General features: G+C 57.0%; 28 protein-coding genes. 10 read left to right on the top strand and 18 right to left on the bottom strand.

From position 1 onward, the window contains the following. Nucleotides 1-1,465: 1,465 nt before the first annotated feature. Both ACIQUB_RS30605 and ACIQUB_RS30600 read left to right on the top strand, forming a co-directional pair. Nucleotides 1,466-1,780: a DUF982 domain-containing protein gene (locus ACIQUB_RS30605; protein WP_402935506.1), complete on the top strand. Its 315-nt coding sequence runs from the start codon at nucleotides 1,466-1,468 to the stop codon at nucleotides 1,778-1,780. A gap of 305 nt (nucleotides 1,781-2,085) precedes the next feature. After that, a complete protein-coding gene (locus ACIQUB_RS30600; protein WP_402935503.1) occupies nucleotides 2,086-2,280 on the top strand; it encodes a hypothetical protein in 195 nt (64 codons plus the stop codon). Nucleotides 2,281-2,287: 7 nt separating this feature from the next. Here ACIQUB_RS30600 and ACIQUB_RS30595 read toward each other — a convergent pair whose 3' ends face one another. Continuing rightward, nucleotides 2,288-2,572, bottom strand: a complete 285-nt coding sequence (locus tag ACIQUB_RS30595; protein WP_402935500.1) for a DUF982 domain-containing protein — start codon at nucleotides 2,570-2,572, stop codon at nucleotides 2,288-2,290. A 415-nt stretch (nucleotides 2,573-2,987) separates the two neighbouring features. Here ACIQUB_RS30595 and ACIQUB_RS30590 point away from each other — a divergent pair, with 415 nt between their 5' ends. The 3 genes from ACIQUB_RS30590 to istB all read left to right on the top strand — a co-directional run bounded on the left by ACIQUB_RS30590 (nucleotide 2,988) and on the right by istB (nucleotide 5,981). Beyond that, nucleotides 2,988-3,245: a helix-turn-helix domain-containing protein gene (locus tag ACIQUB_RS30590; protein ID WP_402935498.1), complete on the top strand. Its 258-nt coding sequence runs from the start codon at nucleotides 2,988-2,990 to the stop codon at nucleotides 3,243-3,245. Nucleotides 3,246-3,701: 456 nt separating this feature from the next. After that, complete coding sequence (gene istA / locus ACIQUB_RS30585; RefSeq protein ID WP_402935517.1) at nucleotides 3,702-5,231, top strand: IS21 family transposase; 1,530 nt, start codon at nucleotides 3,702-3,704, stop codon at nucleotides 5,229-5,231. A 12-nt stretch (nucleotides 5,232-5,243) separates the two neighbouring features. Continuing rightward, nucleotides 5,244-5,981, top strand: a complete 738-nt coding sequence (gene istB / locus ACIQUB_RS30580) for an IS21-like element helper ATPase IstB (RefSeq protein WP_402935495.1) — start codon at nucleotides 5,244-5,246, stop codon at nucleotides 5,979-5,981. Nucleotides 5,982-8,226: 2,245 nt separating this feature from the next. Here istB and ACIQUB_RS30575 read toward each other — a convergent pair. Beyond that, on the bottom strand, nucleotides 8,227-8,580 hold the full coding sequence (locus ACIQUB_RS30575; RefSeq protein ID WP_402935493.1) for a hypothetical protein: 354 nt from the start codon (nucleotides 8,578-8,580) through the stop codon (nucleotides 8,227-8,229). A gap of 1,976 nt (nucleotides 8,581-10,556) precedes the next feature. Then, a complete protein-coding gene (locus ACIQUB_RS30570; protein WP_162737500.1) occupies nucleotides 10,557-10,811 on the bottom strand; it encodes a hypothetical protein in 255 nt (84 codons plus the stop codon). A 300-nt stretch (nucleotides 10,812-11,111) separates the two neighbouring features. Here ACIQUB_RS30570 and ACIQUB_RS30565 point away from each other — a divergent pair, with 300 nt between their 5' ends. Next, nucleotides 11,112-11,261, top strand: a complete 150-nt coding sequence (locus tag ACIQUB_RS30565) for a hypothetical protein (RefSeq protein ID WP_402935490.1) — start codon at nucleotides 11,112-11,114, stop codon at nucleotides 11,259-11,261. Between the two features lie 168 nt (nucleotides 11,262-11,429). On the opposite strand, the gene ACIQUB_RS30560 is transcribed toward ACIQUB_RS30565, so the two are convergent. Continuing rightward, nucleotides 11,430-11,714, bottom strand: a complete 285-nt coding sequence (locus ACIQUB_RS30560; RefSeq protein WP_113237802.1) for a hypothetical protein — start codon at nucleotides 11,712-11,714, stop codon at nucleotides 11,430-11,432. 416 nt (nucleotides 11,715-12,130) lie between these two features. Between ACIQUB_RS30560 and ACIQUB_RS30555 the strand changes: the two genes are divergently transcribed. Further along, entirely contained in the window at nucleotides 12,131-12,517 is a 387-nt protein-coding gene (locus tag ACIQUB_RS30555) for an RT0821/Lpp0805 family surface protein (protein WP_113237801.1), read from the top strand. 683 nt (nucleotides 12,518-13,200) lie between these two features. Here the strand turns inward: ACIQUB_RS30555 and ACIQUB_RS30550 are convergent. Next, on the bottom strand, nucleotides 13,201-13,443 hold the full coding sequence (locus ACIQUB_RS30550) for a DUF982 domain-containing protein (RefSeq protein ID WP_113239631.1): 243 nt from the start codon (nucleotides 13,441-13,443) through the stop codon (nucleotides 13,201-13,203). Between the two features lie 201 nt (nucleotides 13,444-13,644). On the opposite strand from ACIQUB_RS30550, the gene ACIQUB_RS30545 reads away from it, so the two are divergent. After that, nucleotides 13,645-14,007 carry a hypothetical protein gene (locus ACIQUB_RS30545; RefSeq protein ID WP_402935486.1) on the top strand — a complete coding sequence of 121 codons (363 nt, stop codon included), beginning with the start codon at nucleotides 13,645-13,647 and terminating at the stop codon, nucleotides 14,005-14,007. Nucleotides 14,008-14,313: 306 nt separating this feature from the next. On the opposite strand, the gene ACIQUB_RS30540 is transcribed toward ACIQUB_RS30545, so the two are convergent. From ACIQUB_RS30540 to ACIQUB_RS30525, 4 genes are all read right to left on the bottom strand, one after another. Then, the gene (locus tag ACIQUB_RS30540; protein WP_402935515.1) at nucleotides 14,314-14,757 is read right to left on the bottom strand and encodes a hypothetical protein; all 444 of its coding nucleotides are present in this window, start codon (nucleotides 14,755-14,757) and stop codon (nucleotides 14,314-14,316) included. A 299-nt stretch (nucleotides 14,758-15,056) separates the two neighbouring features. After that, entirely contained in the window at nucleotides 15,057-15,905 is an 849-nt protein-coding gene (locus ACIQUB_RS30535; RefSeq protein WP_402935483.1) for a 3-deoxy-manno-octulosonate cytidylyltransferase, read from the bottom strand. Between the two features lie 17 nt (nucleotides 15,906-15,922). Beyond that, complete coding sequence (locus ACIQUB_RS30530; protein WP_402935480.1) at nucleotides 15,923-16,528, bottom strand: acyltransferase; 606 nt, start codon at nucleotides 16,526-16,528, stop codon at nucleotides 15,923-15,925. 3 nt (nucleotides 16,529-16,531) lie between these two features. Beyond that, on the bottom strand, nucleotides 16,532-17,230 hold the full coding sequence (locus ACIQUB_RS30525; protein WP_402935477.1) for a glycosyltransferase: 699 nt from the start codon (nucleotides 17,228-17,230) through the stop codon (nucleotides 16,532-16,534). Between the two features lie 476 nt (nucleotides 17,231-17,706). Between ACIQUB_RS30525 and ACIQUB_RS30520 the strand changes: the two genes are divergently transcribed. Both ACIQUB_RS30520 and ACIQUB_RS30515 read left to right on the top strand, forming a co-directional pair. Next, nucleotides 17,707-17,988, top strand: coding sequence for a hypothetical protein (locus ACIQUB_RS30520; protein ID WP_402935474.1), 282 nt, complete (start codon nucleotides 17,707-17,709; stop codon nucleotides 17,986-17,988). A gap of 108 nt (nucleotides 17,989-18,096) precedes the next feature. Further along, nucleotides 18,097-18,309 carry a hypothetical protein gene (locus ACIQUB_RS30515; protein WP_162737614.1) on the top strand — a complete coding sequence of 71 codons (213 nt, stop codon included), beginning with the start codon at nucleotides 18,097-18,099 and terminating at the stop codon, nucleotides 18,307-18,309. A 321-nt stretch (nucleotides 18,310-18,630) separates the two neighbouring features. Here the strand turns inward: ACIQUB_RS30515 and ACIQUB_RS30510 are convergent, their stop codons facing one another. The 9 genes from ACIQUB_RS30510 to ACIQUB_RS30470 form a co-directional block, all read right to left on the bottom strand. Then, nucleotides 18,631-19,029 (bottom strand): VOC family protein, encoded by a 399-nt coding sequence (locus tag ACIQUB_RS30510; RefSeq protein WP_402935471.1) that lies wholly within the window; start codon nucleotides 19,027-19,029, stop codon nucleotides 18,631-18,633. A gap of 407 nt (nucleotides 19,030-19,436) precedes the next feature. Continuing rightward, complete coding sequence (locus ACIQUB_RS30505) at nucleotides 19,437-20,654, bottom strand: adenylate/guanylate cyclase domain-containing protein (protein WP_402935468.1); 1,218 nt, start codon at nucleotides 20,652-20,654, stop codon at nucleotides 19,437-19,439. Nucleotides 20,655-20,916: 262 nt separating this feature from the next. Next, nucleotides 20,917-21,372, bottom strand: a complete 456-nt coding sequence (locus ACIQUB_RS30500; RefSeq protein ID WP_402935465.1) for a MaoC/PaaZ C-terminal domain-containing protein — start codon at nucleotides 21,370-21,372, stop codon at nucleotides 20,917-20,919. Between the two features lie 4 nt (nucleotides 21,373-21,376). Continuing rightward, entirely contained in the window at nucleotides 21,377-22,456 is a 1,080-nt protein-coding gene (locus ACIQUB_RS30495; protein ID WP_402935462.1) for a Gfo/Idh/MocA family protein, read from the bottom strand. Then, complete coding sequence (locus ACIQUB_RS30490) at nucleotides 22,449-22,778, bottom strand: L-rhamnose mutarotase (RefSeq protein ID WP_402935459.1); 330 nt, start codon at nucleotides 22,776-22,778, stop codon at nucleotides 22,449-22,451. Before ACIQUB_RS30490 ends, ACIQUB_RS30495 begins: the two co-directional genes overlap by 8 nt. An 11-nt stretch (nucleotides 22,779-22,789) precedes the next feature. Beyond that, nucleotides 22,790-23,902, bottom strand: a complete 1,113-nt coding sequence (locus tag ACIQUB_RS30485) for a mandelate racemase/muconate lactonizing enzyme family protein (protein ID WP_402935456.1) — start codon at nucleotides 23,900-23,902, stop codon at nucleotides 22,790-22,792. A 16-nt stretch (nucleotides 23,903-23,918) separates the two neighbouring features. Beyond that, the gene (locus ACIQUB_RS30480) at nucleotides 23,919-25,016 is read right to left on the bottom strand and encodes an ABC transporter ATP-binding protein (protein WP_402935453.1); all 1,098 of its coding nucleotides are present in this window, start codon (nucleotides 25,014-25,016) and stop codon (nucleotides 23,919-23,921) included. A 6-nt stretch (nucleotides 25,017-25,022) separates the two neighbouring features. Next, nucleotides 25,023-25,889 carry a carbohydrate ABC transporter permease gene (locus ACIQUB_RS30475; RefSeq protein WP_402935450.1) on the bottom strand — a complete coding sequence of 289 codons (867 nt, stop codon included), beginning with the start codon at nucleotides 25,887-25,889 and terminating at the stop codon, nucleotides 25,023-25,025. 2 nt (nucleotides 25,890-25,891) lie between these two features. Further along, the gene (locus ACIQUB_RS30470; RefSeq protein ID WP_113239552.1) at nucleotides 25,892-26,785 is read right to left on the bottom strand and encodes a carbohydrate ABC transporter permease; all 894 of its coding nucleotides are present in this window, start codon (nucleotides 26,783-26,785) and stop codon (nucleotides 25,892-25,894) included. Between the last annotated feature and the right edge of the window lie 85 nt (nucleotides 26,786-26,870).

Raw genomic sequence — 26,870 nt, 5'->3', positions numbered from 1 at the left:
TCAGCGGCAATCAGGGTGATAACTTCATCCCGACCGCGACCTAAGAATCTCATCCAGATTGTCGCCAGCGTCTCATCCTGATCGCCGCGCTATATCGGATACTTCTCTGCACATTCCTCTGTGGTTTCGCCTTGTTGTTCGGCGTGATCGATTAGGAACCGGATGAGCTTCACGCGCTTGGTGAGACTGCAAGTCACCCATTACCATCCGCAAAGGTCGATCGACGCGATCGAAAGTAAGGTCGTTCAACATATCCGGAGTTTACGAAGGATTACGCGCCTTCCTACCCCTGCGCCGGCGACAACGTGGATCGGCAGGAGATATATGAACCGGAGGTGGTGTTTCCGGGGCTGTCCGAGGCAGGATATGAACGGCGAGAAAGCGAAAGCGCTAGGGTCCTCAAAATCACTGAATTGACTGCGCCCATTAGCTTGATATGGCCGCTCGCTTCGAATATCGCTACTGACGCGAGGAACACAACGGTGCTATCGAGGTTTATGGATATCGTCATGCAAAGTTAGACGCGTTGTATGGCGATATGGTGAAGAGCTGGTTCCCCTCAAAGCGATCGGCTCTTCGCCGCTTATTTATCCTAAGATTCGCAGATGCTGCCAAAGGGTCAAGAAATGGCTACGAATAGTCGAAATCAGACTGCGATTTACGTGGGTGGCCTGCTACTTACTGGCTTTATTATAGCCGCCGGCGCGCTCTTTTCTGGGAAGATGAACCCAAATCACGAGACCACGACGGTCAATATGCAGCGATAGGCAATCGAGGTCTTCGATATCGCAATTGCGGGAACATTTCGTCGTGACAGGAATTTTACTCCGCCGAGATAGTCTCCCAACGTCTTGCTCGGCAGTGGAGGGCCTTGAGCCCCTGTAACTCTCTCGGCTCTCCACACCCATCCTCTTGGAACATACAATCGTTTTGCTCGTTTCACGTCCGACCGCGCTTGCCAGCTTGCCGGCTTTGCCCTGACGCGGTTAAAGGGTGGGGAGCCTTATTGGGGCTCCCCACTTCCCACTGGAAATGTGTGACAGGAGCACCTGCGTGTCAGGATACGGCCCCAACCTTCGCCTTGCCTTACTGTTGCACCACCTGAACACCGACGACTTCAGGCCTCTCCCGCCGGGCTTGGGACGAAAAACGGTGAACGCTGCGGATGAAGCCGGGTTTGTCGACGTCCGCGATAGCTCGCGGTTTCCGATGTGTCGGCTGACGGCCGCTGGTCTCGCTTACCGCAAGGCGAACCCATACCCCTTCGACTAGGGTCGCAGGACGTGGGGGCAGAAGACCGCAATGCCTGATGCTGTTGAAAGCGCCACGGAAAATCTCGGCGACGAACAGGCCATTTCTGCAGCCGCAACCTCGTTAAAACGGCGATCCGAAACCACTTGAAACCTCAAAAATCACATATTAGATTTTCGCTATAGACCACAACTTGGCAGCGATGGAGGATGCTATGAGCCCTGTTGATGTTCTGTGGGAAAGCCCTGTGACGATCAGGCTGACAACTGGCCTGGAGAAATCATTCAGCAGCATCTCGGATGCCCTGGACTTTCTGGAGTTCGAATGGCCATCTAAGCGTGGCGCATATCACAATTCAGCGGTTGTTTCCTGCCGTAACGCTCTAAAGAAAATGACGCCCCCCGCCGTAGCGCGTGAGTACTTTTTCGCCGCCTGCCTTGAGGCGGGCTTCAAACCGAAGACGGTTACGGCCGCTGGACTTGCAGCAACGGGTGGGTTTCATGCAAACGCGCATGGTTCGCACCCTTAGTGTTTTGGCATCGTAAGTTCGGGCTCAAGGCCTATTTCGAGAACTGGACGAACGCACGTCCAAGTCCGTTGCATCGAACGTGTGGTTTTGTCTGCGCGGAGATGCTGTAAGGCTTCCCGGCTGTTTGCCAACTGATCAGATAGCCTAGACCGCACTCTCGTCCCGCACCTTGCGAAGCCCATCACAGGATGCATGGCGCAACTTCCGTCACTGGCCAAGTTTAACCTAGGGCCAAGCCTATTTGGTAAGGTGACCACTGTGCCCCTGGCCGGTAGATTGAGGAGGTAACCAGAGGTCACTTTGCCATGGCACTCGAAAGCTCACAAGTTAGAGAGCATATCCAGCGAACGCTGGAAACGATGAACCGCCTTGATATGTCTGCCGACTTTAGCCTGCGACAGCAGTTCTCCCAGATGATGGGAGATCAATATGAGGCGCTAATCGGCCTCAGCGTGGTCGAGTTGCTGCAGATGGTTGCCACAAGGGGAAGCAAGCAATAGACGGCGGTCAGCTCGCCTTCCGGAACTCGGCCATGTCGTCGGGGAAAATGTGCATGCCGGTAGCGTGGGCAGCCTCGACAAAAGCAGCACGGGCCGCAGCCGGCTCGGCGGCCATCACCATGGCGTCGATCGACCGTGCGAGAGCACTGTGAAATCCCGGCTTTGTCTTATCTGGCCACTCCGACGTGAGAAACGCGATCATTTCCTCGACGGTCTCGACGCGAGCATGCTGCCCGGCGCCGCGGATCTCGACTTCGAGCGGCTCGATTGGTGTAAGGGAAAAGCTGGCCACGACGCGCTACCTCAGTTGACAGTGGATCCGACTCAACTGACGCTCAAGTGATTCGTTCCGAATCAAATCAAGGGCTTGTCAAAAACGTGTGCCTCGTCGCGTCATTCGTGCACGGATGGAGCCTGGACACCAAAATCCAATTTCGTTCGAGATTTCATCGATATCGGGCGCAATATGACCGAAATTCCGGGAAATTCGAGACCGTATGACTTTCGAGATCGCCTCTTGCATGAAATCGGGCAGAAATTTATTTCCATAGGCCGGCATCATCCCGATCGACAGACGAGTTGACCGCTACCATGACACAGCTCTGAACCGACCTATAACTGAAGTTGTATTTTTTTCGATCAATTGAAATCCACCAAGTCGCTGTCAACGTGTAAATAGATCGCTGTGATCAAAAACGGGTTGAAAGATGAATTCGGCGGATCAGAAGAAAGACGAGATTGAAGTCAACTATCAGTTGGGACGGCGTATCAAGATGGCTCGCAAGTCGCTTGGGTTGAGTCAGACCAATCTTGGGATTGCTCTCGGAGTTTCATTTCAGCAGATAGGAAAGTACGAGAGCGGCAAGAATACCATGTCTATTCCAACGTTTCTGACTATCTGTAAAACCCTCCGCTTGAAGCCGTCAATGCTGCTCGACGATTACCTTGGACGAGAAAAATCATAACACATGGGAACGTTGGGGCGGGCCAGGGGTTATTAAGGCAGCCGCGCTCGTCCCCCGATTCCCGCGCGGTTGTTATCCCTCTCCAATTCACCCCGCCCTTGTGCGGGGTTTCTTTTTGATGCGGAGCTGCTGACCTTGCCCTCGTGATCAAATCAGCTTATTTGGACTGTCGCTCAGGGGTTTGTTGAGACGCCTGAGCGACAGGCGAAGGGCGTTCTCCCAAAGATCCCTTCGCCTTTCTAGCCGTCACTTCAAGGCGTGAGCTGCAAATTCCGAGGCAATCCGCCCCCTGATTCCGAAATGATGTCGCCCCCTGATTCCGAGAAATAGTCGCCCCCTCGTTCCGAGATGATGCCGCCCCCTTTTGAGGCATCTTTCAAGGGTGGTCTGCAGGTGTGAAGTTTCTTCCCTTGAGGTCGAGGAGGAAGGAACGCAATGCCTGCGGAGAGAGTGGAGATGCGGCGTGTCCGCGAGATACTGAGATATCGGTTTGAGCAAGGACTTGGGCACAAGTCGATTGCGGTGCGGGTTGGGACTGCGCCGTCGACGGTGCGCGAGACGCTACGGCGTGCAGCGGTTGCTGGCCTGTCGTGGCCCCTTGGTGACGACGTCAGCGACGCAGTCCTGGAGGCGGCGCTCTACAGGGGGGCCGGGACGAAGATAGGACACCGCCGCGCGCCGGAACCAGATTGGGCGCAGGTCCACCGCGAGCTGAAGCGCAAGCATGTGACGCTGCAGATCCTATGGGACGAATACATCGGTCTTCACCCCGATGGTTATCGCTATAGTCGATACTGCGACCTTTATCGCGGCTGGGCGTTGAAGCTACCGGTCACGATGCGGCAGGATCATGCAGCCGGCGACAAGCTGTTCGTCGATTATGCCGGCGACACCGTTAGCGTCGTAGTCGACCGATTGTCTGGCATGACACGACAGGCCCACCTGTTCGTTGCGGTCATGGGTGCATCGAGCCTCTCCTACGCCCAGGCGCGCTGGAGCGAAACGCTTCCCGACTGGATTGAATGCCATGTCCAGGCGCTGGAGTTCTTCGGCGGCGCGCCGGCGTTGCTTGTTCCGGACAATGCCAAGGTGGCGATCATCAAGGCGTGCCACTTCGATCCTCAGGTCAACCGGACGTATAGCGCGATGGCGGCGCATTATGGTAGCGCCGTCCTGCCGACGCGGCCGCGACGCCCTCGTGACAAGGCGAAAGTCGAGGCCGCGGTTCGTATCGTCGAACGCTGGCTGTTGGGCCGCCTTCGTCATCGCACCTTCTACAATCTCGCCGAGGTCAACGCGGCGATCGCCGACTTGCTGCATGATCTCAACGACAGGCGGGTCCTTCGCCGGGTCGGCGTCACGCGCCGCCAATTATTCGAAGAGCTTGACCGGCCTGCTCTAAGGCCATTGCCTGTGGAACGCTATGTCTTTGCGGAATGGCGTATCCGGCGTGCTGGATTGGACTACCACGTCGAGATCGAGCGGCATTATTACTCCGTCCCTTATCGCTTCGCTCGCGAGCAAGTCGAGGCGCGCATCACCGCCAATACGATCGAGATCTTCCACAAAGGCGAACGGATAGCCGCTCATCGCCGCTCCAGTGGTAACGGCAAGCACACGACGACCCCCGATCACATGCCCTCGGCCCACCGCCGTTTTGCCGACTGGACGATCGAACGCATTCAACGCGAGGCCACGTCCATCGGGCCGGAGGTTGCGTTGCTATGCGAAAAGATCCTCTCCGACCGGCCGCACCCGGAGCAGGGCTTTCGAGCCTGCATGGGAATTATCCGTCTGAACAAGGGCTTTGGGCGCGACAGAGTGAATGCCGCTTGCAGCCGTGCGCTGGAGATCGGAGCCCGGACCTACGGTTCGGTGCGCTCCATCCTCGACAATCATCTCGATCGAGCCGCCTCCACCAATGGACCAGCCTCGCATGAGCCTATCCACCACGAAAACATCCGCGGACCTCGCTACTACCACTAAGGAGAAAGAAGAATGCTTGCTCATCCAACACTCGACAAACTCAACGCCATGGGCCTGGCCGGCATGGCAAAGGCCTTTGGGGAGCTCATCTCCAACGGTGAAGCCGAACAGCTCTCGCACGCTGAGTGGCTGGGATTGCTGCTCGAACGGGAATGGAGTTCCCGCTACGATCGCAAGCTTGCTGCCCGGCTCAGGTTCGCCAAGCTGCGCCACCAGGCGACCCCGGAAGATGTCGACTATCGCAGTGCACGCGGTCTCGATCGCGCACTCTTCATGAAGCTTCTCGGGGGCGACTGGATTAATGCTCACGACAATCTGGCAATCTGCGGCCCCTCAGGTGTCGGAAAAAGCTGGCTAGCTTGCGCACTCGGTCACAAGGCGTGCCGCGACGATCGCTCTGTTCTTTATCAGCGTGTCCCAAGGCTGTTTGCCCAGCTCGCGCTTGCTCGCGGCGACGGCAGGTATGCCCGGCTGCAACGGACACTGGGTCATGTCCAGGTCCTGATCCTGGATGATTGGGGTCTCGAACCGCTCAACGAACAGGCGCGGCACGATCTTTTAGAAATACTCGAGGACCGCTATGGCCGCCGCTCAACGATCATTACGAGCCAGCTCCCCGTATCGGCCTGGCATGGCGTCATTGGAGACCCGACCTATGCCGATGCCATCCTGGATCGCCTCGTCCACAATGCCCACCGCGTCGAGTTAAGCGGCGACAGTCTGCGCCGAAACCTGCCGCGCAGCGCTTGACACCAAGCCTGAACGAACTGACAACAATAACTGCCTGCAGACCTCCTCGAAGAGGGGGCGAGATCATCCCGGAATCACGGGGCGCAATCATCTCGGAACAAAGGGGCGGCTTCATCGGAATCGGCACGTGAGCGGGCTAGCCGGATCGGAAGACGTGATGATGAACTTGACGGCGGCGAAAGAACGTGGATCGGGCTATCTTGCGTTTCGTCAAATCAATGCTCCCTAGCAACCCCAGATGCCTTTTCGATCGAATTCCATGGTTGACCGGTGTTATTCAATCGACTAAATCCCCGCCGCCGTGCTTCCTGTCTCATCTAGGCGGCAACGGAGGGTCCGGCCTTAGTGGAGGGTCGGGCCCTTGCCACCACCAGCGGCTTAAGAGGTGTCGAGGCGATTGTGAGATGAGATGTGATCAGCGCGGTCGTCGTTCTTGAAGATTGTCACCGTCGTTTCCATGATTGGCCGGCAGCTTCTCAAACCCGGCGCGCGCACTCTTTTTCGTCGTCTGCTGACAGCGCCTTGTGCAAAGCGCTTCGCGTCTTCGGGTCGGCATCGCAGTCCGCGTCAGGCCACGCGCTCTGCTGAAACTAGGTAACGGCGTTCGGCGCGTAGCCGGAAGAACCAACGACAGGCGAACGAAGCGGTAGACGCGGTGAGCGAAGCCGTTCATGCCGCCGTTCCACCTCTTAGTGATCGTCTCGATGTCGCCCTGGTCGGCTCAACGATCGGGGTTGCGGCTCTGCCAATACCAGTGGCACGAGACCTACTCTCGGATCGGTGTTTACAAGATCTGGCTTTGCGACAAGTCAGGAGGGGATGAGCCGTTGGGCAAGGCACCAGCCGTGAAATGCCTGGTAATCGCCCGTCCTTGTCGACTTGCCAGAAGTGCACCCATGTAGAGCTTGCCATCTCCGTCAACCAGGGTGGTGTTATCAAGGTCCGTGCATGTGTCGCAGCGCTTCTGGGCGCCTGTCGGCCCCAGACCTCTCGGTCGAAGCGGAATTCGGCGCTCTCGTGCGATAGCTGGGCGAAGTATTGCACCGATTGGTGCGTTCGGTCGAGGCCATACCGGGCGCCGTAGTGATGACAGAGTTCATGTTCAGGCGTTCACGGCCCCTTCGCCCTCGCTCGGATGCGCGGCAGTTAGGTGCACGGTCATGGAAAACTCCGCTGTTTGGTGTGAATTAGGGAATCGTTTACCGCTAGGCGGCTAACGATCGGATGTGATGGCCCTCATGGAGATTGCCTTGATCTGCAAAATTGCGTTGGCAGTCGCCGTGATCGCGCTAGTCGGCGTTGCCGTGTTTGAGGTCGACTCTCCATCGGCAGCATCGGCAGCATCGGCATGGCCAGAAATCCACTCTCCGAAAACGAACAGGCTTCCTGCTGGGCCCACCGGGAACGCGCAAACTCAATAGCGGCGACAAACAGCCGCGGACAAGCACGGCGCGCCAGCTTTCTACGAGCACTGTGATCTCCAATGATTTCAGTGAGGGTTGCAATCGATATGCCGGGCAATGAACTCGACAAGCTTCACGCAAGTTTCGGGATGCTACGGGCATTCCAACTTAAATGACGCGAGCATTCTCGCGGGTGATCATGAGGATCTTCGATGGCATACGACTGGAAAGGCGTCCGCACTCGGCGCATTCGGCGCATCAAGCTGGCGCTATCGTCCCTGATAACCTTGGCAATCTTATCCACGCCACTGATGGCCTTCGACTGGCTTTAGCCACTGAAACGTGTGGATAGTAACGATGCGCTAACCACGTCAGGCCTGACCGCTCGACGGCGATTAAAATGGGTGATTTGGCTAAGAGCGCCCCGCACACCCCTCATTGCTGCGGCGCACGAGATCCGGTGAGCGGACCCACGAGGAAAACGACCGGATCTCAAATATTCCCTCTCAACTGTACTTGAGACACAGTGAACGAGCCGCCGAACAAGGAGGTTCGAACGCTCGCGAAGAAACGCGATCGGTTCAATCTACTCTCTGATATGCAATGAAAGCTGCGGCGTTTACCGAGCGATAGCTACGGTCTACCGGTGATTGATGGTTGCAACGGATATGAGTTCGAAGGGACTGCCTGAACTGAGGATGTCGAGGTCGGACGTGCCCTTGATGTCCTCAAGGTTCGCTCGATGCCGTATCAACTCTGATCCGGTCGCCCGGTGGATGATCGTCGTCTTCTGGACGTCGTAGGCAACCTCACGCCCGAGGGGAGCAACCGCCCACTTCCGGTCAGTCTAGCCCGAATCGTAATGTTGCTTGGAAGCGACGAATGCGCAGAACGCGTATCCGGACGTCGAGGAGATCGACCGAGCCGACCAGCTGACAGGCTGATAAGCCGTATCTCTCGTCTTTGAGCTCTGGGTCGGTCAGCTGGGTGGTAGCGTCTAGCTCCTTTCGCTGAGCAGCAATTCCAGCGATGTTCCCGTCTCGGCATGTATGGGTGCGCTTGCCGGTGCGCTCGCGCCGATCGCCGCACATGCCAAGTTTCTCACCGATAGCGATCAGCTGCAGATTGTTGGCGACGACAGTGTTGATGACCAGCGTTTCACTACCATCGGGATTTTCTCCCTCGGTCACAAGCATGCCTTGCCACTTCATAACCTTGCGGATGTCAGCAAAGCCGGTCTTGTGATGGCGAGCTGTCGATGGCCGTCTCGTTAGCCTTGCGGCGAAACATTCTCCCTCTCCAAAAGCTCGGAGACGCGTTGTGCGATGTCGTCTTTATGGTGTAAGCAAGATGAATTCCCGCCGTCAGGTTTAAAGCCAGCAGCATATGCGTCATCGGCTGTCTTGCCTTCTGCCACTCTTGCGCCAACTGCTCATGCCGTGCATTTTTTAGAACTGGTAATAAGTTTACCTCAGGAGACACCATGATCTGGGCTTCGATAATTCTAGGAGCTTTTTCGGCGGCTGCGTGGCTGGGATCTGCAGTGATATCACCTGTTCTGAGCGAGACTTTTTGGGACGGGGCTCCCGCAGGTCTGATTAGGCGTCTAAAGCTCGGGTCGGCGCTTAATGCTGCAGGAGCATTTTTTGCAGCACTGTCTATCAGCCTGCAAACATACGCCCTGTACCCGATGAGCTGATTACAGCGCCCACCCAAATCGCTCCCAGACGGCTCGCCGTAAGCGCAAGCGAGGACGTTTAATTAGTCGGCTACAGCCAGCTCCCGTTTCAAGCTAACCTGGGAGGCAGTTACATGAAATTAGGTGTCTGCAATGCGGCGCCACGGACAAAGTCACCGTTGAACATTCGGTCTTCGATGCTGTGACACTGCCCCTCTTTCGTTCCGGGCATCTGGGCTTTTCGGAGCCCAAAACACTCGACATTACAAAATCTTAACCCAAGCATTCATATTCAGTATTAGCGCCAGTCCTACGCTCTTCGTGTCAACAACGAGGACCATGAACGTGAAAATTCTCGAAAGCTCAGTCGCAGCCGCACTCGCTTTGGCTTCTCTAGCCGCTCCCATGTCTGCTCAGGCAGCAAGCAATCACCGTGATTGGAAGCATGCTCATCCGCACAAGCAAGTCTGCCACACTGAGCGCCACAAGGTGAAACACCACGGCCGGTGGATTGTTAAAACGGTCAAAGTCTGCCGATAACTTTCTGAGTGGCGTAGCGTTGCCCCGCTGGAAGGCGGGGCTATGCGCTCGAGTTAGCTATCCAGCTGCTGGCGGACGGCTGCGAGGGCTACCAGCCATTGAGATTTTCATTTTTCGCACCACTTATGGCTGATGAACAAATCAGAGACCAAAGCGCACATCACCCACATAGAATCCATGTCGATTATCGCTGCGCAGGATGCCGCGCGCGATAAGAAGACATCGCAGTTGCGGGAGCTACGCTTGGCTCGCGATGCGGAGAGGGCCGCGAGCGAAGAGGTGAAGGCCGTTAAGCCTAGACGAAAGCGAACCGCCTCCTAGCTTGGACACTGTGCGAGCGTATGAAACAGAAAGGCGGCCCGGAGGCGGCCTCATGTGCTGATCGCCCTACGCAAATCACCACAACAATCACTTCATCCCGTTTAAGCTCTGCCTTATGTAACACCACCGATGACACGGGTTGTCGGTACAAGGTTTTTTGCCAGTATCACTGCGACTGCTTGCACAGGCATCGCATTTGTATCCGATGCCTGTTTGTTTCTTTCGGCGTAGCGAGCCTCTGCAGGGCTTTTCTCTCCTCAATGACGTGAACAGCCTTCGACAGTTCTGCGTCGCTGCGCTTGCGCGTCCAGCCGGCCACCGAAGCATGGCAAGAGCATGTCACGAGTCTCCTTCTACCGGTCGGTGGTGAGACTGCTGATGCGGGCGATGACGCGATCGATTTCGGGCAGTGGCGGCTTTTTCCGGTGCCCTTATAGAGAACACTTCTACAATCAGATTACGGGCCAAATGACAACGAGCGCACGAGCCAACGCGTGTCGCAAATGTTGAGCCTGTCGAGACGCCTGGCACGCTCATCCCTTGACGGCCGTCTGCTCGACGGACGCTTTTCTTCGTCAGGAATACGTTGCGCTGCCGGCGCTCCCACCCCTCAACGAAGATCTCCGGGCGGATTTACTCGTCCAGCGGGTTACCGAAAAGATCAGTCGGGGGGCTTTCTTTTGGCGCGCGCGACAGCGGTTCGTCGATCCGTCCGCCGAATGATCGAGCGCTGCCCGGTCGCCCTGACCAGAGAGCGAACTGGATTTTCTCTCCCGCTTTTATGTCGCGGTGGGCCACGAAATAGCCTCGGTGGTCAGGTGCACTATCATGTCCGGCTTTTTCATTTTCAAAAAGGCAAACGTCGCCCATCCGGGGTTCAAAAGGCATGATACTCCTCCAGGTCTTGCTGCGTGAGCGTCATCGTGATGTGGCGCGCCGCTTCGCGTCACTCTCCGAGCCATGTCGACCAGCCGATCCACCATACGATTGCAGATGAGCTCGTTTCCAATGTCGGATCAATTCGTTAACGCCTGGGATTCTCGTTGATATAGATGGCGATCATCGGGGGCCTCGGCAAGGCTACGACTGCCCTCGTCTCTAGCCGGAATTGCGCCATGGCTTGCGAACGGGACGTCAAAAAACCCTCATGACCTCCCCTAGTATCGGTGCGTAACCGAGGAGGGAAAGGTGGGCAAGAAGAAGGTTCGAGAAAGAGAACGTGTCGCTGAGACAATAAGAAAATTGGCCGTTCCGGGCATGAAGCCCAAAGCGCTGATCGACGCGGTCAAGGCAAAACACCCAAGCGCCTCCAAGAGGCATAGCGCGAGGCGCTTTTGACCGTTATCATGTCTGCCGAATATGATCCTGAAGAGACTCAGGCGCTCATCGACATAGTGAGTGAGACTGGTGATAGTCGTTTGAGCAAAGACGGTTGGAGACGACGAGCACCAATGTCGCTGATCAGACGTAGTGCATGGTCAAAACCGGTCGACAGCTTAGATAGCCTCAATGGATTGTCGCGCCTAATGGCGACGTTTTGACTTGCTCGCGTATTGAAGCTACCAACCTTGCGCTCGATTTCACAATTTCGGCCGCGATCTCCGGATCGCCGCTTCCCACGTCGTACGCAAGTTCTTTGATGGAGGCAGCGGCGTTCCTCACCAGCGTGATTAGCGCATTCTTCTCACTGGGAAGTTGATACGCGAACTCCTCGAGTAATGTGCCGAACTTAATAAGGACGGCAGTGATCTCACGAGACGTCATAAAGAATGGCTTTAGATTGTCGGACATCCTCGCAGCTCTCTCAAAGCGCTTGATTTAAAATGGAAAGGTCGGGCGGATTTCTCGCGCCCGACCTTTCCCTTGCCTCGACAACAACCTCCTGACCTCCTTGGAAGTCGTCGGAAACAATTCAATGGATGACTTAGCGCGCAGCGTCGGGAATTCAAGCCGGAGATGATCTTCCTCGGTTGCGACGCGTGCCAATTTGGGGTTCTATCGCGGCCAGCCACACATTGAGCCTAGGTCAACGACACGCGCCGTCTGGATAAATCTTGGGTCATTAATGACATCGTCCTACGAGAGGTGCAGAGGCCCAATCTCGCGTGCCTCATGGCCTTCCTCGCGATCGATACCGTCAGCGGGGTGTGCGGAGCCTCTCAACGGACATTTACGCCTCAATAACCTTTAAGTAATGGCACGCTGCTATGATGACGGGCAGTGTGATGGCGAATGGATTAGATATGCTTCGAGTTTGGCATGGCCTTAGTTTCCCAGTTCTTACTTTGCTGAGCGCTTGCACCACAACCGAGCCTCTTGTGACGGCCTCCACAGGCCTGCCCGAAACTCCACGCCAAACCGATCAAGCTGTGATCGCCGAGACCGTGGGGCGTTCTGACGAGGGCATGCGCCCCCTGGCCTGGGCGAACCCTTCAACAGGCAGCGCCGGCGTCATTCAGCAAATTGGACCTGTCCTCGATGGAGGCCAAGGATGCAGGCAATTCATCAGCACACATCAGACGATCACTGGGAGTTCAACTCTGGACGGCGTCGCTTGTCCCTCGGGGAACAACCACTGGAAAATCAATGGCTAAATGACTTCAGGTCTGGCGTACGTCCTGTGCCGGTGGAGCGACGCCAGCGCACGTCCCTTTGCATAGGGTCTTCAGCAACGCATAAGCCTCACCCTTCCCCGACATTACTCGAGCATTTTGACCAGCTTCGGCGGCACGAGCGTGGTCGTTGAACAACCATTACCGCCTGACCTAGCCAGTCCGTAGCCTTTAAACACTGGTGCAAGCGCTTCACGGATTTAACGCCAGCGCAATAGACAGCTGGCCACCGACATGCTCGTTCAGCTTATGGCTAAAAACGCCCGGGTCGCCGCGGCGCTCTGAAATTTGGGATGCGTCGACTTGGGTGTCCCATCGAACGTGGGCGGCATCAACCGCAAGGTACCGTCACGGCGCACGATATGGGGCTACCGTGCCGCCAATGCAAAGGCAACCGTCGGCGCTTTCAGGTCTGCCAGCGCCCATACCTTTAGCTTGAGCGCGCGGGCCTTGCCGACCGCCATGTCGCCGGCAAAAAGCCAGACAGGACTGTTCCTATGTGGTTCGCGCCAAAGTGCCGCGGCTTGTGGGCTAAGGAGGGTCTGATATTGTGGCGGCTTTCGCGTTGCGAGGCGGACGCTCTCAATGTCCGCCTCCTTGGTCAACAAGCGGGCGACCACAACTTCAACCTTCGGAAGAATTGTGGCGGTCTGGACGTCTATAATTCAGTGCGCCTTACCGCCTGCCTCGCCAACAGCTTCGACAAAAATAACCCGAGCGTCATCGGCGCTCATTCGGCCGTCCAGAGCGGCCTTGCATGCCATTCGAGCACGTAGGAACTTGAGACCGCTCATATTGGGCCATCGGTCGGTGAGGCAGGTCATTGCCTCGAACGGACCCCCAATCACCTTCTGTTCCTGATGTGGGAAATCGACAGAAACTGGTGCATTCCAAGCATTATTCGGCATTCGATCCTCCTAGTGACGCTGTACACATCTGCGACAATATCTAGGGTGAAGATCGACTTGGAACAGGAGCCTATTCCCCTCGGTACGGTCCCAGACGGAACCCTTTAGAAGCGTCGTCACTTGCGAGACTTTGTCGAGCTGTTGACTCCGGCACGAAAGAGAACATAGTAGGAACATAAAAGCAAACTGAGGATGATAGCGATGGCTAGAACGCCGATCGGGCAGCTACGGGCTGACGATGAAATAGGCACGTATTGGACCACCCCGAGCGAGGCATCTCTTGCGGAGGTCCATCCGCTACTCATGGCGGTTCTCCTTATGCTGCCGGGGCGCCAGGAATGGTCTGTGGTGTCGGTAGAGGCATATGACATGGGTTCGGGCGGACCGATTGGCTCGTTCGATATTGCTTTTGACCGACGCAGTGGCAGGGCATGCGGCTACTTCAATACCGTTGGTTGCGATCAGCCAATGGACAAGCCTTTGTGGTTCCGGAGCTCCGGCGATGAGAATGACTTCATCGAGGCATTTTACTTGCTCATGAGGGATGCCGGGCACGTCTCGTAATGGAGCCTGCAGCCGAAATCAAAGCCGCGAGCGGCTCGCGCACGATCTTCCTCAGCATTTCGGGGGCGGATTTAGTGGTCTAAGAGCCTCGCCCTTGCCTGCGGCAATCTCAGCCACTTCCTACGCGAAGCGGTCGTGGGCTTGTCATCGATGGATGGGCCGATCGCCGCCACCGTCGTCGCTCCCATGTTCGTCAATTGATGAATAGTGAGCATGCTCTCATGAGCGTCGGCACCACAGTTGCGGTCTGGCTGCAGGACGTTGTCCACGATGCGAGCAAACGCGCAGGGCCTTCCGCCCGCTTGCTCAGGTCGAGATGGATTTGCCTTCGTACCGGACGCGGAAGTTTCGGCGCTGGAAGTCCTCCGCGAAGCAGACAAAGATCAACTCCAGATCATGGTCCGCATCGCGCTTTCCAAGGATGCTCAGTGACGCCACAATGACCCCGTTGTAGCCACGGGTGAGACGGAAGGCGGCATTACGCACCGCTGTCGTTTCTGGATCTTGGCGATCCTCGCGTCGTTCGTATACGATCCAGAAACGGGCTACATCCCAAGTGAGGCGCAGCATGTCTGTAACCGTGGCTAAAAACTCTTTCGCACTCATCGAGGGCGACCAAACCAATGTTGTCTCTCCCGCGTCACTCACGGCGTTGAAGTAGCCGTCACACGGGCGGCCGGATGTAATCGCCTGCTCGATGACCTCGAATGCAGCGTTTTCGGAGATCGTGCTTTTAAAAAGGATGGCCATGGAATCGGTGCGGTGAAGTTGCTGCGTAACGATAGCTGGGGAAACGGACAAGGGCAACGCAGACCCGCGACGGCTGAGCATGTACCACCTCCGCCCGGCTTGGCGCCGCGGCAGTTTCCGTTATTGCCGGCGCGCTGTATTCCACGGTCATCCGTTTCTTCATTGCGGCGCGCTTTGTCGCAAGAGTTTATCTCGCACGCGTCGACTTTAGGGCGATGATCGCTTCCGAGGCGCGTGGTCGGTCTTGCCACCTTTCCTGGAGCCGCGTCACGAACGATTGCCGGCTTCAAGCCGACCGATCAGCGGCGCTTATTTTCCAGCGCATCCCACCGCCGTTGCTTGCGAGACTTGGGTTTCAAGCTCTTCCAGGTCCGATCTAGGAAGCGCAGAAACCGGGTGACATCCATCAGGCGATCGACGATCGAACTTAGATTGCCGAGCCGTTCGTTGATAATCTCATTGGCGGTGAGCGCGACTTCGGCAGGCCCGTACTCGGGAAAGTGCGCAGATAGATCCGCATAGGGGTTGGACGCGTCACGCCCGACAATGTTGATCTTGCCCTTGCGGAACATCAGCCGCAGAAGCACCTGTTCGAATGTCCAGTCGTGAACATCCAGCACCTTGTAGCGCTCGCTGCGCTTCGACGAGAAGCCGGCCAGCGTGATCCTGGTGCCAAGATTGAGCGTCGTCAGCCAGAAGCAGAGCGCAAATCCCGTCGTCGGCACGCTGGCGCGAGGATAGAACGGCGTGAAGACATCCGTCAGGTCGAGATGCCTGACTTGAACGTCGCCGAAGTCCGACGCCGGGCTGAGCTGCTCGTCGGGCCCGGCCTTGATGTTCACGACACCGTGGAAGGTGCGCGTGTCGAAATAGGGCAGAACCTTATCGACCTTGCCGCTCTTGACGAGATTGGCGCCTAGCGTTCCGCTTCTTGAGAAAAGCATGGAATGACGGCTAAAAGGCTCGCTCAGAACCTTGAAGACCTTGTTGAAGAAGATGAAGAGCGTTGTGTCGGGAAAGCGCCTTTTCAGTTCCTCGATATCCACCTCATCGCTGTTTGCCACCAGAACGACATCGCTATAGTCAGCCAGCAGCGACCGCCACTCCTTTGCGGCAGCCGCAGCAGGGTTGGTCGTCCTGACGCTCATATCTTCATCCCTGTCGCTCATTGTTCCCTCGCTGTCGTGTCGAGCCCTGCCGTGTCGAGCCCTGTCGCTTCGGGCCCTGTCGTTTGGGGCCCTGTGGTTTCGGGTAAGGCGCGCTTTTTGACCAGGCGCGCGGGCGAGCCCACATAGATGCCGAACGGCTCCGTCGTCCCCTTGATGACGCTATTGGCGCCAATGACGCAGCCGTCGGCGATGTTGCTGCCGGCAAGCACCTTGGCCCCCGCACCGATCCAGACGTCCCTGCCGATCTCCACCCTGCCCTTTTTGATCGGCTGATCCCTGATGAGAACAGTGGCGTCCTCGTAGCTGTGCTCGAACGAGACGATGACGACATGTGCCGCGATCCGGGTGTTGTCACCGATTAAGACGCCGCCATGTCCGAGCACGATCGAGTAATCGTTGATCGAGACGTCGTTGCCGATCTCGATCATCCCACTTTGCGCATCAAGAACCACCCCGCATCTCGTGAAAAGACGGTCGCCAATCTCGATCTTACCGTGCCGATAACGAAGCTTCGGCAGATACCGCATGTTCGGGTTCTTGCCGATCCGCAGCGCTTTACCTGATAAGGCAGCGCGCAAACTGACGAGAAAGCCGAGGTTCACCGGTCACACGGGTGCGAAATGCGGATCGAGCGCGCGTGCCTTTTCAAGCCAGACATCCGCGTATTCGACGTCCTGCCAATTATGGAACCACGGACCGCCATTGGTGTAGTGGACCGCCTTTGGAAGGCCTTGCGTCGGCTTCGTGCTCCAGCCCTCCAGCCAGTTCCATTCTTCGGGGATTTCGCCGATCTCGCTGTCATTGGCCCATTGCAGGCGGTGAAGATAGGCGCCGGTCTGCGAATTGACGAGCTCGGGCGTCAGCAGGCGTGTGGAAGGGTGCTCGCAATTGAACAACATGAACGAGGACCAGTTCTTGCGAGGGTAATTGGTCTGCACCTTGCCATCCATCTTCACGCCCTCCTTGGGCGTGTAGTCGTGATGAACACAGGCGACAGCCTTGCTGTCGTCCTTGTAGCGCAAGAGGTCGGCTACATCGCCGAAGAACAGGAAGTCGCAGTCGCAAAACAGCGCCCAGCCCTTGTAGCCGGCAAGCCAGGGCGTGAAGAAACGGGAATAGGTAAACTCGGTCGATGCCAAAGGATCGACTTCACGGGTGTAGACACCCTGGTCGACGAGCTCCTGCAGCTTGATAGGGTGAACCTCAACATCAATGGAGGCGTTCGCGAGCAACGTGGCCTTGGCGACTTGGTAGGCAATATCTTCGCGGGAATCCCATCCAATATAAACTGTTAGTTCGGCCATTTATCAGTTCTCCGGGCAGTTCAAGGACAGAAGCTAAAGCGAAGCATGTGAAATGCCTGAGTGACAAAGTCAACATCTGGGTGATCAGAAGAACTCATGCCAAGGCGGCATCCCCAGCTTCTCTCCCTCGTTTTCCAGCCTGGGATTATTCATATACCGGGCAGCGGCATCATTCCATCGAACCGTGATTGCGGGCCTGATAACGATTACGCTGTTCAGGCAGGTCACAAAGACCTACGAAGCGCCAACGTCCATTTGACCGGCCCTTCCGTGTTTTCATTTTGGAACATATTTCTCTCTCGCTGGTTTTTCCCCGCCGAGATGGTCTCCTAACAGCTTCCTCGGCACGTGGAGGGCCTTGAGGCTCTGCAACTCTTGGCCCTCCACATCACTCCCCCGTAGGACTTGCTTTCAAGACGAGCTACTATCAGACTTTTGGCCATTTATGGACGACGGCACGGTAGATCTGAAATGGCATGCGCATCGAGCGAGTTATAAAAATGGAGACTGGAATTGACCACGTCGCCCATGGTTGGGCTCTCCTGTCGCTTCGCGTTCCCGAGGTTCGAGCACTTTCGGCGTACCGTCAATCGATCGGTGAGATGTGCGAAGCCTACAGCATTGCCGTCCTCCACCTGCGCAAAATAAAAGATCTTGGACGCGACACCGAAGAAATCGCCGAGTATGAACGCCTTATCGCCGAAATCGAGCATGAGACGCTGTATTACCTTGAGATGCGCGCGCAATTGTCAGCTTAATCCCTGCCCTTCGAAATCGGCGCCCGGCAATGTCCCAAGGAACCGAATCCCCCATGATCCGTTGCGCTCGCCACAAGCCCAAAACCTGCGTCTTGGAGGCAGACAAACATGATCAACCAAAGATATGCCGTGACTAGCACTGCGTCAGTTGAAGCAGCAACACCTCAAGAGGCCGCGGAGAAGATGCTGGACCAACTTGGAAAAGCTCGGTCGGTCAGGTTCGACGTGGTCGACGAAAGCGGATCAACATTTCACGTTACCGTTCACTCCTCCGAACAATCGCATTCTCAGATCCAAACACCTGATGGCAATGCCGGCTGAGGCTAGCTCACGAACTGATCGCAGTGCGGCTTATCTCACCGGCGAGATGTTCCTATGCTTCCTCGATCGGTCATGGCCTCGGGCACCGGGGATCTTGCCAGCAACGATGCCTGCCCATCTTGCCCGCGCCAGTAAATCGGCTACCATAGACTGTCGCTTGGGAGTTCCCTGATACGCTTGAGTGACAGGCGAAGGGCTCGTTACCCCCAAAGCTCGAGGCCCTTCGCCGCATCAAGCATTTCATGCCCAAGGAGGACGGAACCGGCACAGCGATCGGCCCCTCAATCCGCCTCCCCACATACCAGGTCGCCATCGGCCCGATCAAGTTTTCCGCTGCGCGAGTTCGATTATGATACCATCGGGATCTCGCACAAAGGCTACTTTTTCCAGCACCTCGGGATTATAAGCAAAACGCGGTCGCTCCTTTATGTCAACGCCGGCCATCTCGAGCCTTGCGAACGTGTGGTCGACGTCTTCGTAGAGAAATGTCAGGTGGCGCAATCCGGCAGTGTCGTCGGGTACGTCCATCGCTGGCTTGGCTCCATTTGCGGGAGCGACAATCTCCAGCATCCCGCCGCCCGCGTCCAAAAAGGCTAGCTCCGCGCCGTCGTCCATCTTTTTTCTCAGATGGAGCGTCAGCCCGAGTAGCTCGCAATAAAATCGGATCGCGCGATCCATGTTGCTGACAGTCATGCCCACATGTTCAAAGGATTTCAGCATTCGCGACCCATCTCCGCTTTAGTATCGTTCAAGCTCTCGAAACTAGTTGTCGGGGACCATTCAACAATGGCTACTGAACATTCGGCAAAAGAGGCCTCGACCTAACTCGGCCCAAATTGCGGAATCGGCATGACTCCCGGTGCTCGCGCGAGCTTACGGAGAGCAACAGCGTCACTTCACAGCGGTCAGAAGGAGCAGTTCAGTCTCCTATGCATAGCTGGGCTGCGTATAAAGCGGTTCACGTTTCAAACCAACACGATTATATCGGCGCCACTTGAGGCCGCCTGCTGAACATTCGGCGTTCGCGGCCTTTGCAACCAACGGGCGCTCCCCAGATTATGGGTTGAGCGCCCGCGGTCGTTATGGACCTGCAGCGCGCCAAAACGCGTCATGGTGTCGCGGCCTGCTTAGTCGACAAGTCCAAATACGCTCACCGGTTTTTCGAGCCCGCGCAGCCTACGCGATCCGAGTTCAAAAAATTCTGACGATGATCCCTGCACAAGCTGGACGAACTCGGACGAAAGCAAAACCGGCCGCCTTACTTCCTTCGTAAGCTCTTCCAAACGAGACGCGATATTGACGGCGGGGCCAATCGCCGTGAAATCCAGGCGTTTTCTAGACCCTATGTTGCCGTACATCACGTCGCCCACATGGACACCGATCCCGTATCGAAGAGGCGATTTCCCGCCTTTCACCAGCGTTTCATTCAAGTGGCTCATTCGTTTGCGCCCGTCCTTTATCGCTTCCAACAGGTCTGCGCAGGCATTGGGGTTGCTGAGCGGAAACACAGCCAGGAGACCGTCGCCCATAAATTTCAGGATCTCGCCGCCGCGAGCCTCGATCGGTTCGCAGAGTGCATCGAAGTAGCCGTTTAGTATCTCGATGATGTCGTCTCGTGGCCATAGGTCCGACAGCGCTGTAAAATCGCGCAAGTCGCAAATCATGATTGCGGCGCTCACGGTCTTCCCGCTGCCTCGCGTCGTCGCGCCGGCCAAAATCTCCGCGCTGGCATGCGGTCCGACATAGGTTTCCAAAAGCGTCCGGGCCATGGCGTTCTTCATGCGGATTTCACTTGCCAGGGCGAGCGCCGGGAGCAAGTCCTTGAGGTAGACGATCTCGTAGTTTGAAAATCCAGTGCTCTTTTTCGTCGCGAAGGTGACGACGTGGCGCTTACCCAATGTATGCTGGATCGGCCATGCCACGTAGTCCGTAAAGCCATCCCTTTGGAGTTCTTCGAAAAGAGGATAGGCAGCGGCCTCGTCGTTGCCCGCGACGAAACGTTGCCTGACCTCCGATGCCCCGTTGTATATTTCCGTGGCCGGTCTGCGAAGGAACAGCTCCGTGGTGTCGACATTGTAGTCGAATGTGTCGATATGGGCTTGCTCGAGGCCGGGCTGCCACAGGATCCGGGCGCCTTGCCACTGAGGGTGCTGGATCCTGAGGTGTAGCGACGACCTGGCAACCGGTACGCCTTCGAGCACGAGGCGCTCGCAGAGTTCAACAAGCAAATTGTCCAAGAAACGCTGTGAACTCGTTTCGTTCATGAGCCAGTCTAGAATGGGGCGGCGTTCACGCGGCCATATACCTGGCTCGGGACGGCACGGCATAGTTGTGATTGGGCTCATCAGAATCCTCCGGTCATCCATACTACGAAATCTTATGGTGACTGTGGAAGAAAAGATCGAGTTGGGGCGCCACGTCACGGTGGTGGATCCAAATTCCCACGCGGCCAAACCCGAAGAGTGAATGCTTTGCTGCCATTCTATGCCAGCAGGCCAGCACTGCACCTGCACCTCTCAGTCCGTCTCGGGACAACTCATCGCCCGTGCCCCGATCTTCACCGACGCCTTATGCCAATGGCTGAGCGTGTTTTCAAAGACATTCCGCTCAAGCCTTCTTCGGTCCGCGCTCGACGAGCAGGATATGATCGGCGGCAAGCACGACGTCATTGCGCTGGTTCAATACCTCGCAGCGCTCGACGACGCGGCCCATGTCTGGCCGCTTAGGATCGTCTTCCTTGGAATAGATTGTCACCCGTGTGCGGATCGTATCGCCGATATGAACTGGCCGCACGAAGCGCAGCCGGTCGTAGCCATAGGAAAATGCGACCGGATTTATGAGCGACGCCGTCAGCCCGACGCCGATCGAAAACACCATCGTGCCGTGTGCGATGCGCTGGCCGCCAGGTAGCGTCTTGGCAAATTCCGCATCCATATGATGCGGGAAGAAGTCGCCGGTATGCCCCGCATGAACGACGAAGTCGGTTTCGGTGATCGTCCGGCCGGTCGTCGTGCGAACCGCATTGAGTTCGTAGTCTTCGAAATGGATGATTTGCTCGGACATGTGATTACTCCTTCGGCAGCAGACTTATCGGTGTGGCGGGGCTAGTGCTGGATTGATAGGCGGCCTCGACGAGCGCCATTGTCTGCCATCCGTCATCGACGGCTCCGATAAGCATATCGTCCTCGCCGGACGCAAAACGTTGAAGGTTCGCCATCCGATTGGCGAAAGCGTCTGGAAACCAGCTCCCCTCAAGTGGAACGGCGACCCATTCGTCGGTGTTACTCGCCCTGATCCAAAGCTCGTCCGGCTCTCCTTGCGGATAATCGAGATTGACGCCAAGCTTCAAATAGGCGGCGCCCTTTGTGCCACATAGTCGAAATTCGCAGGCTTGAAATCGTCTGCCGAAATCGTGGTCATGGTTGATTGACAGGACGCAACGGATTTTGTCGCCATAGTCGAGGATGGCGGCGGTTCGGGTCTGCGCCACTTCGTGGTTTGGGTGACCGATGGTCTTAGCGTGGACGCCGAGCGGATTGCCCAGCAGATCCCTGACGAGATCGAGGTAATGGATTGAGTGCATGGCGATCTCGATGCGCGGCAGCCCCTTTAAAAACGGCCATAGGCCCCATGGCGTTGCCAGTGCGAGCCAGGCATCGAAATCGACGACTTCGCCAAGATAGCCCCTGGCGATCGCGTCCTTGAGCGCCAGCATCATCGGCGCAAAACGCAGCTGGAAGTTGACCGCGGCCGTCAGCCGGCGCGACCGACACAAGGACAGGATCTCGGTGGCTTCCTCTAGGTTGTCGCCCATTGGCTTTTGAAGCAGCGTGAACGACCCCGGTGGAAGCTTTGAGAGGATGGCGGCATGGGCTGTGGGCGGTGTCGCCAGATCGAAGATTGCGCCGTCGACCTCGAGCGCTTGGTCTGGCGACACGAAAGCCAGCGTGCCCCATTCTTTTGCCAAGGCGCTTGCCTTGCCAAAATTCGGGTCGAAAATGCCCGCAACCGGGAATCCGGCCTTCTTGTAGGCCGGCAGATGCGCGTCGCCGACAATGCTACCAGCGCCAAAAATCACGATTGGACGCGGCTTGGCGGGACGCGGCCATGATTGCCGGAGGCTTTTGGGGTCGAAAGGCTCAGTCATGGTGGAACACCTCCTCCATCATTGCCCACCACTCGCCCTTCTTTCGCGTTTCAAGCGGCTGTTGCTGGGGCATGCAGACGGCCCACCATTCCTTGTTCTTTGGGTGTGCAGCCATCGTTGCCATGTCTGCGTCGAAATCTTCTCCGGTATATTCCCAGTACCCGAAAAGAAGGTTCTCCGGTTCCTTGAGGAAGATCGAATAGTTTGTGATGTTGCATTCAGTGATCAGCGCCAGGATCTCTGGCCATACAGACGCATGAAGGCGTTTGTAATTCGCGACATTTGCTGGCTTGAGCCCGATAACCATTCCCATCCGCTGCATGGACATTCTCCTCAGCCGCGACGCTCTCTGGTGAACTCGCCAATCGACCGGTCTTCGATAGCTTGCCAGTCCCAGCTGATACCGATACCGGGCTCGCAGGGCGCGATCGCGCGACCGTCGCGGATCTCCATACCCTTGGTGGTCAGTTGATCGAGCTGCGGTATATATTCCACGTATTTTCCATTCTGCGTCGCGCAGACCAGACTGACATGCAACTCCATCAAAAAGTGCGGACAAACGGGAATATCGAAAGCCTCGGCGGCATGGGCGACTTTGAGCCAGGGTGTGATGCCGCCGATACGTGCGACATCGACTTGGACGATCGAACAGGCGCCCTTTTGCATGTATTCGCGGAAATGGCGGATCGAATAGATCGATTCGCCCACGGCGATTGGTGTCGTTGTCGAGCGAGAAAGGCGAATATGTCCGTCAAGATCATCCGCCGGCAATGGTTCTTCGATCCAGGCAAGATCAAGGTCTTTCAGGCGCGCGGCGCGCCTGATGACTTCATCCACCGTGAAACCCTGGTTGCAGTCGGTCATGATTTCAAAGCTATCGCCGACCGCTGCGCGCACAGCCGCAAGTCGCGCGTAATCCTCGGCGCCATGCGGTTTGCCGATTTTGACCTTGGAACCGGAAAAGCCTTTCGACTTCGCCAAGAGCGCATCTTCGACCAGCGCTTCCTTTTCGATATGCAGCCAGCCGCCCTCGGTGGTGTAGAGCGGGCAGCTGTCCTTTGCCCCGCCTGCCAGCTTCCAAAGGGGCAGCGCCTGCTTCTTGGCTCTAAGATCCCATAAGGCGATGTCGACTGCGGCGAGAGCCAAGGCCGTAATTGCGCCGATCGTCGTTGCGTGGGTCGCAAATTCCATCTTGCGCCAGATCGCCTCGATGCAATCAGCATCCGCCCCTATCAATAGCGGGACGAGATGATCCCACAACAGCCGCATGATCGACGATCCGCCGGTACCGATCGTGTAACTGTAGCCGATGCCGGTGGCGCCGTCGGCGTCGGTAATCAAGACGATCGGCGTCTCCTGACTGACAAAACTCTGGATGGCATCGGTGCGCTTGACCTTGGGCGCCAGGTCGACCATGCGGATTTCAATCTTCTCGATGCGTGCCATGTGTTGCTCCCTACCCTCAGCTTGCCAGGCTCTTGCCGGTGTCTGCCGAAAAGAGATGCGCCTGCGACAGATCAAAGCTCATCTTCAGCTGCTCGCCGCTTGAAAGGGCGCGGGGGTTGAGCATGCGCGCCACCCATTCGCGACCGGCAAATTCAACAAAGACAAGCGTTTCGTTGCCAAGCGGCTCGGTGATGGTGACGGGTAGGCTCGCTTCGTGGACTTCCGCCACGTTGCCCGAAACCAGACCGTGACCAGTCGGGAACATATCGTCTGGACGCAGACCGAATGTGACCTTCTGGCCGCGGGTGACGGCGGATTTGAATTTCTCGGGCAAAGGCAGACGGTCGCCATTGGCAAACAACATATGACCATCATCGATGGTGGCATCCAGGATGTTCATCGGTGGAGAGCCGATAAAGCCGGCAACGAAGCGCGTCGCGGGGCGCTTGAACACGTCGTCAGGCGTTCCGACCTGCTCGATATGGCCATCACGCATAATGACGATCCGATCGGCGAGTGTCATGGCCTCGACCTGATCATGGGTGACGTAGATGACCGTCGCCTGCACCTTGGCGTGCAACTTCTTGATTTCGGTGCGCATCTGCGTTCGCAGCTTGGCGTCGAGATTGGACAAAGGCTCGTCGAACAGGAAGACGTCTGGGTTTCGCACGATGGCTCGGCCCATGGCGACGCGCTGGCGCTGGCCGCCCGACAGTTGCGCTGGGCGCCTGTCCATCAGAGCTTCGAGGCTGAGGATGGCCGCTGCCTCGCTGACGCGCTGATCGATTTCAGGCTGCGCGACCTTGGCGATCTTCAGCGAGAAACCCATGTTCTCGCGCACACTCATATGCGGATAAAGAGCGTATGATTGAAAGACCATCGAGATGTTGCGATCGCGTGGCGGCAGATCGTTGACGAGGCGGCCGCCGATTTCGATGTCACCACCAGAAATCGGTTCAAGTCCGGCCACCATCCTAAGCGTCGTCGACTTGCCGCATCCAGATGGGCCGACGAGCGCGACGAATTCCTTATCGGCAATATCGAGATCGATGCCGTGAACGATTTCGAGCGCGCCGTAGCGCTTGACGAGTTTCTTAAGGGAGACCTGAGCCATGGGATATCAACCTTTGACCGCGCCAAATGTCAGGCCGGATACGAGATGCTTTTGAATGATGAAGGTGAGCGCCAGCGCCGGAACGATCATCACCACTGCAAGGGCGCACATGCCGCGCCAGTCGATCGTGAACTCGGCCGTATAGTCGAGGAGACCGACCGGCAGGGTTTTCGAGTTGACCGACCGTGTCAGCTGAGAAGCAAGGGCATATTCGTTCCAGCAGGTGAGGAAGGCAAAAATGCCTGCTGATGCGATACCTGGGCCGGCCAGCGGGAACTCGACCTTCCAGAAGGCCTGCCAGCGCGTGCAGCCGTCGATTTGCGCCGCTTCGGCGAGATCCTTCGGGACTTGGCGAAAGAAGCCGTCGATCAGCCAGATGGTGAAGGGCACATTGAGGGCTACATAGGTCAGGATCAGCCCGAAATGCGTATCGATAATGCCAATACGCGAATAGAGGATGAAAAGCGGGAGCGAAAGGGCAATACCTGGCACCGAGCGCGTCAGCATCAAGCCGAGAAACGTTGCGGATTTGCCCGCGAACTTGAAGCGCGCGAATGCATAGCCGCCGGACATGCCGATTGCGAGCGCGATGACCGTCGAGGTGATCGAGATGATCAGCGAATTGCGGAAGTAGTCCCAGATGGGGATGCCGCCCTTGCCGATGCCGGAGAACATGGCCCGGTAGGCATCGAGCGACAGCTCATTCGGGATCCAGACGGGAGGCTTCGCCATGATTTCGACCGGCGGTCGCAGCGAACTGAGAACGATCCAGAAGCCTGGCAGGCAGATGATAAGCATCGCCAGGAACAGTCCGATCAGATAAAAGACACGGCCGATACGGCGACGCAGGCGCTGTCGAGTATTGCTGTCCATGACTACCACTCCGCGCCGATCTGGGTGCGGGCAAGCGCCAGCTTCCGAAAGAAATAAACGGTAAACGCGATCGACAAGATGATCGAGACGTAGGCCATGGCATTGGCAAGCCCCATCTGAGCATCGGCGTAGGCGGTGCGTCCGACCAGTGTCCACAAGAGCTCGGTTCGCCGCGCCGGGCCGCCATCCGTCATGATCTTGACGATGTCATAGGCTCGCGCGACATCGAGCGAGCGGATCGTCATGGCGATGAACGCGAAGGGCATGAGAAACGGCCATATGACGTAGCGGAACGTTTGCCAGGGCGTACAACCGTCGACGCGGGCGGCCTCCACGGGCTCTTGCGGCATGGCGAGCAGCCCGGACAGGATGAGGATTGCAAAGACTGCTGTGGACGACCAGACTTCGGCAACGACGATCGAAAATAGCGCGAGGTTGCCGTCAATCAGCCACGGGATCGCGGTGTCTGTCAGTCCGAGCGCCTGAAGCGCGTTGTTGATGAGGCCGACATTGTCGTTGAACATGAATTTGAACTGAAAGCCCACGAGGACGGGGGAAAACATCATCGGAAACATCATCATGGTGCGCAGCAGGCGCTGACCCATGGTTGCCCGATTGACGAGCAGCGCCAGCCCTAGGCCGAGCAACATTTCAAGATTGAGCGCGATCGTCAGCAGCACCACGGTGCGCACGAACGCTGCAAGAAACACGGGATCCGTGAGGATGCGAACATAGTTTCGCAGGCCGACAAAGACAAACAGCGTCTGCGGCCGGGTCAGGCGGAACGGTGTGAAACTGGAATAAAGAGAAAGTAGCAGTGGCACCAGGACGACAGCCGCCAGAACGATGATCGCCGGCAGGAGCAAGACTATGGGTGTCGGGATTTTTTTGAACATCGAACAACCTGTCCACGCCATATCGGGCGCCTGGACCGCAGGGGAGCCGAAAGAAAGCTCCGATCTTTTAAAATCGGGCCCGCAC

The organism is Rhizobium sp. NPDC090275 (genome assembly GCF_044772225.1).
Classification (GTDB): domain Bacteria; phylum Pseudomonadota; class Alphaproteobacteria; order Rhizobiales; family Rhizobiaceae; genus Rhizobium.
The sequence above is the reverse complement of the archived record's forward strand: the minus strand, read 5'-3'. Positions and strand labels throughout refer to the sequence as shown.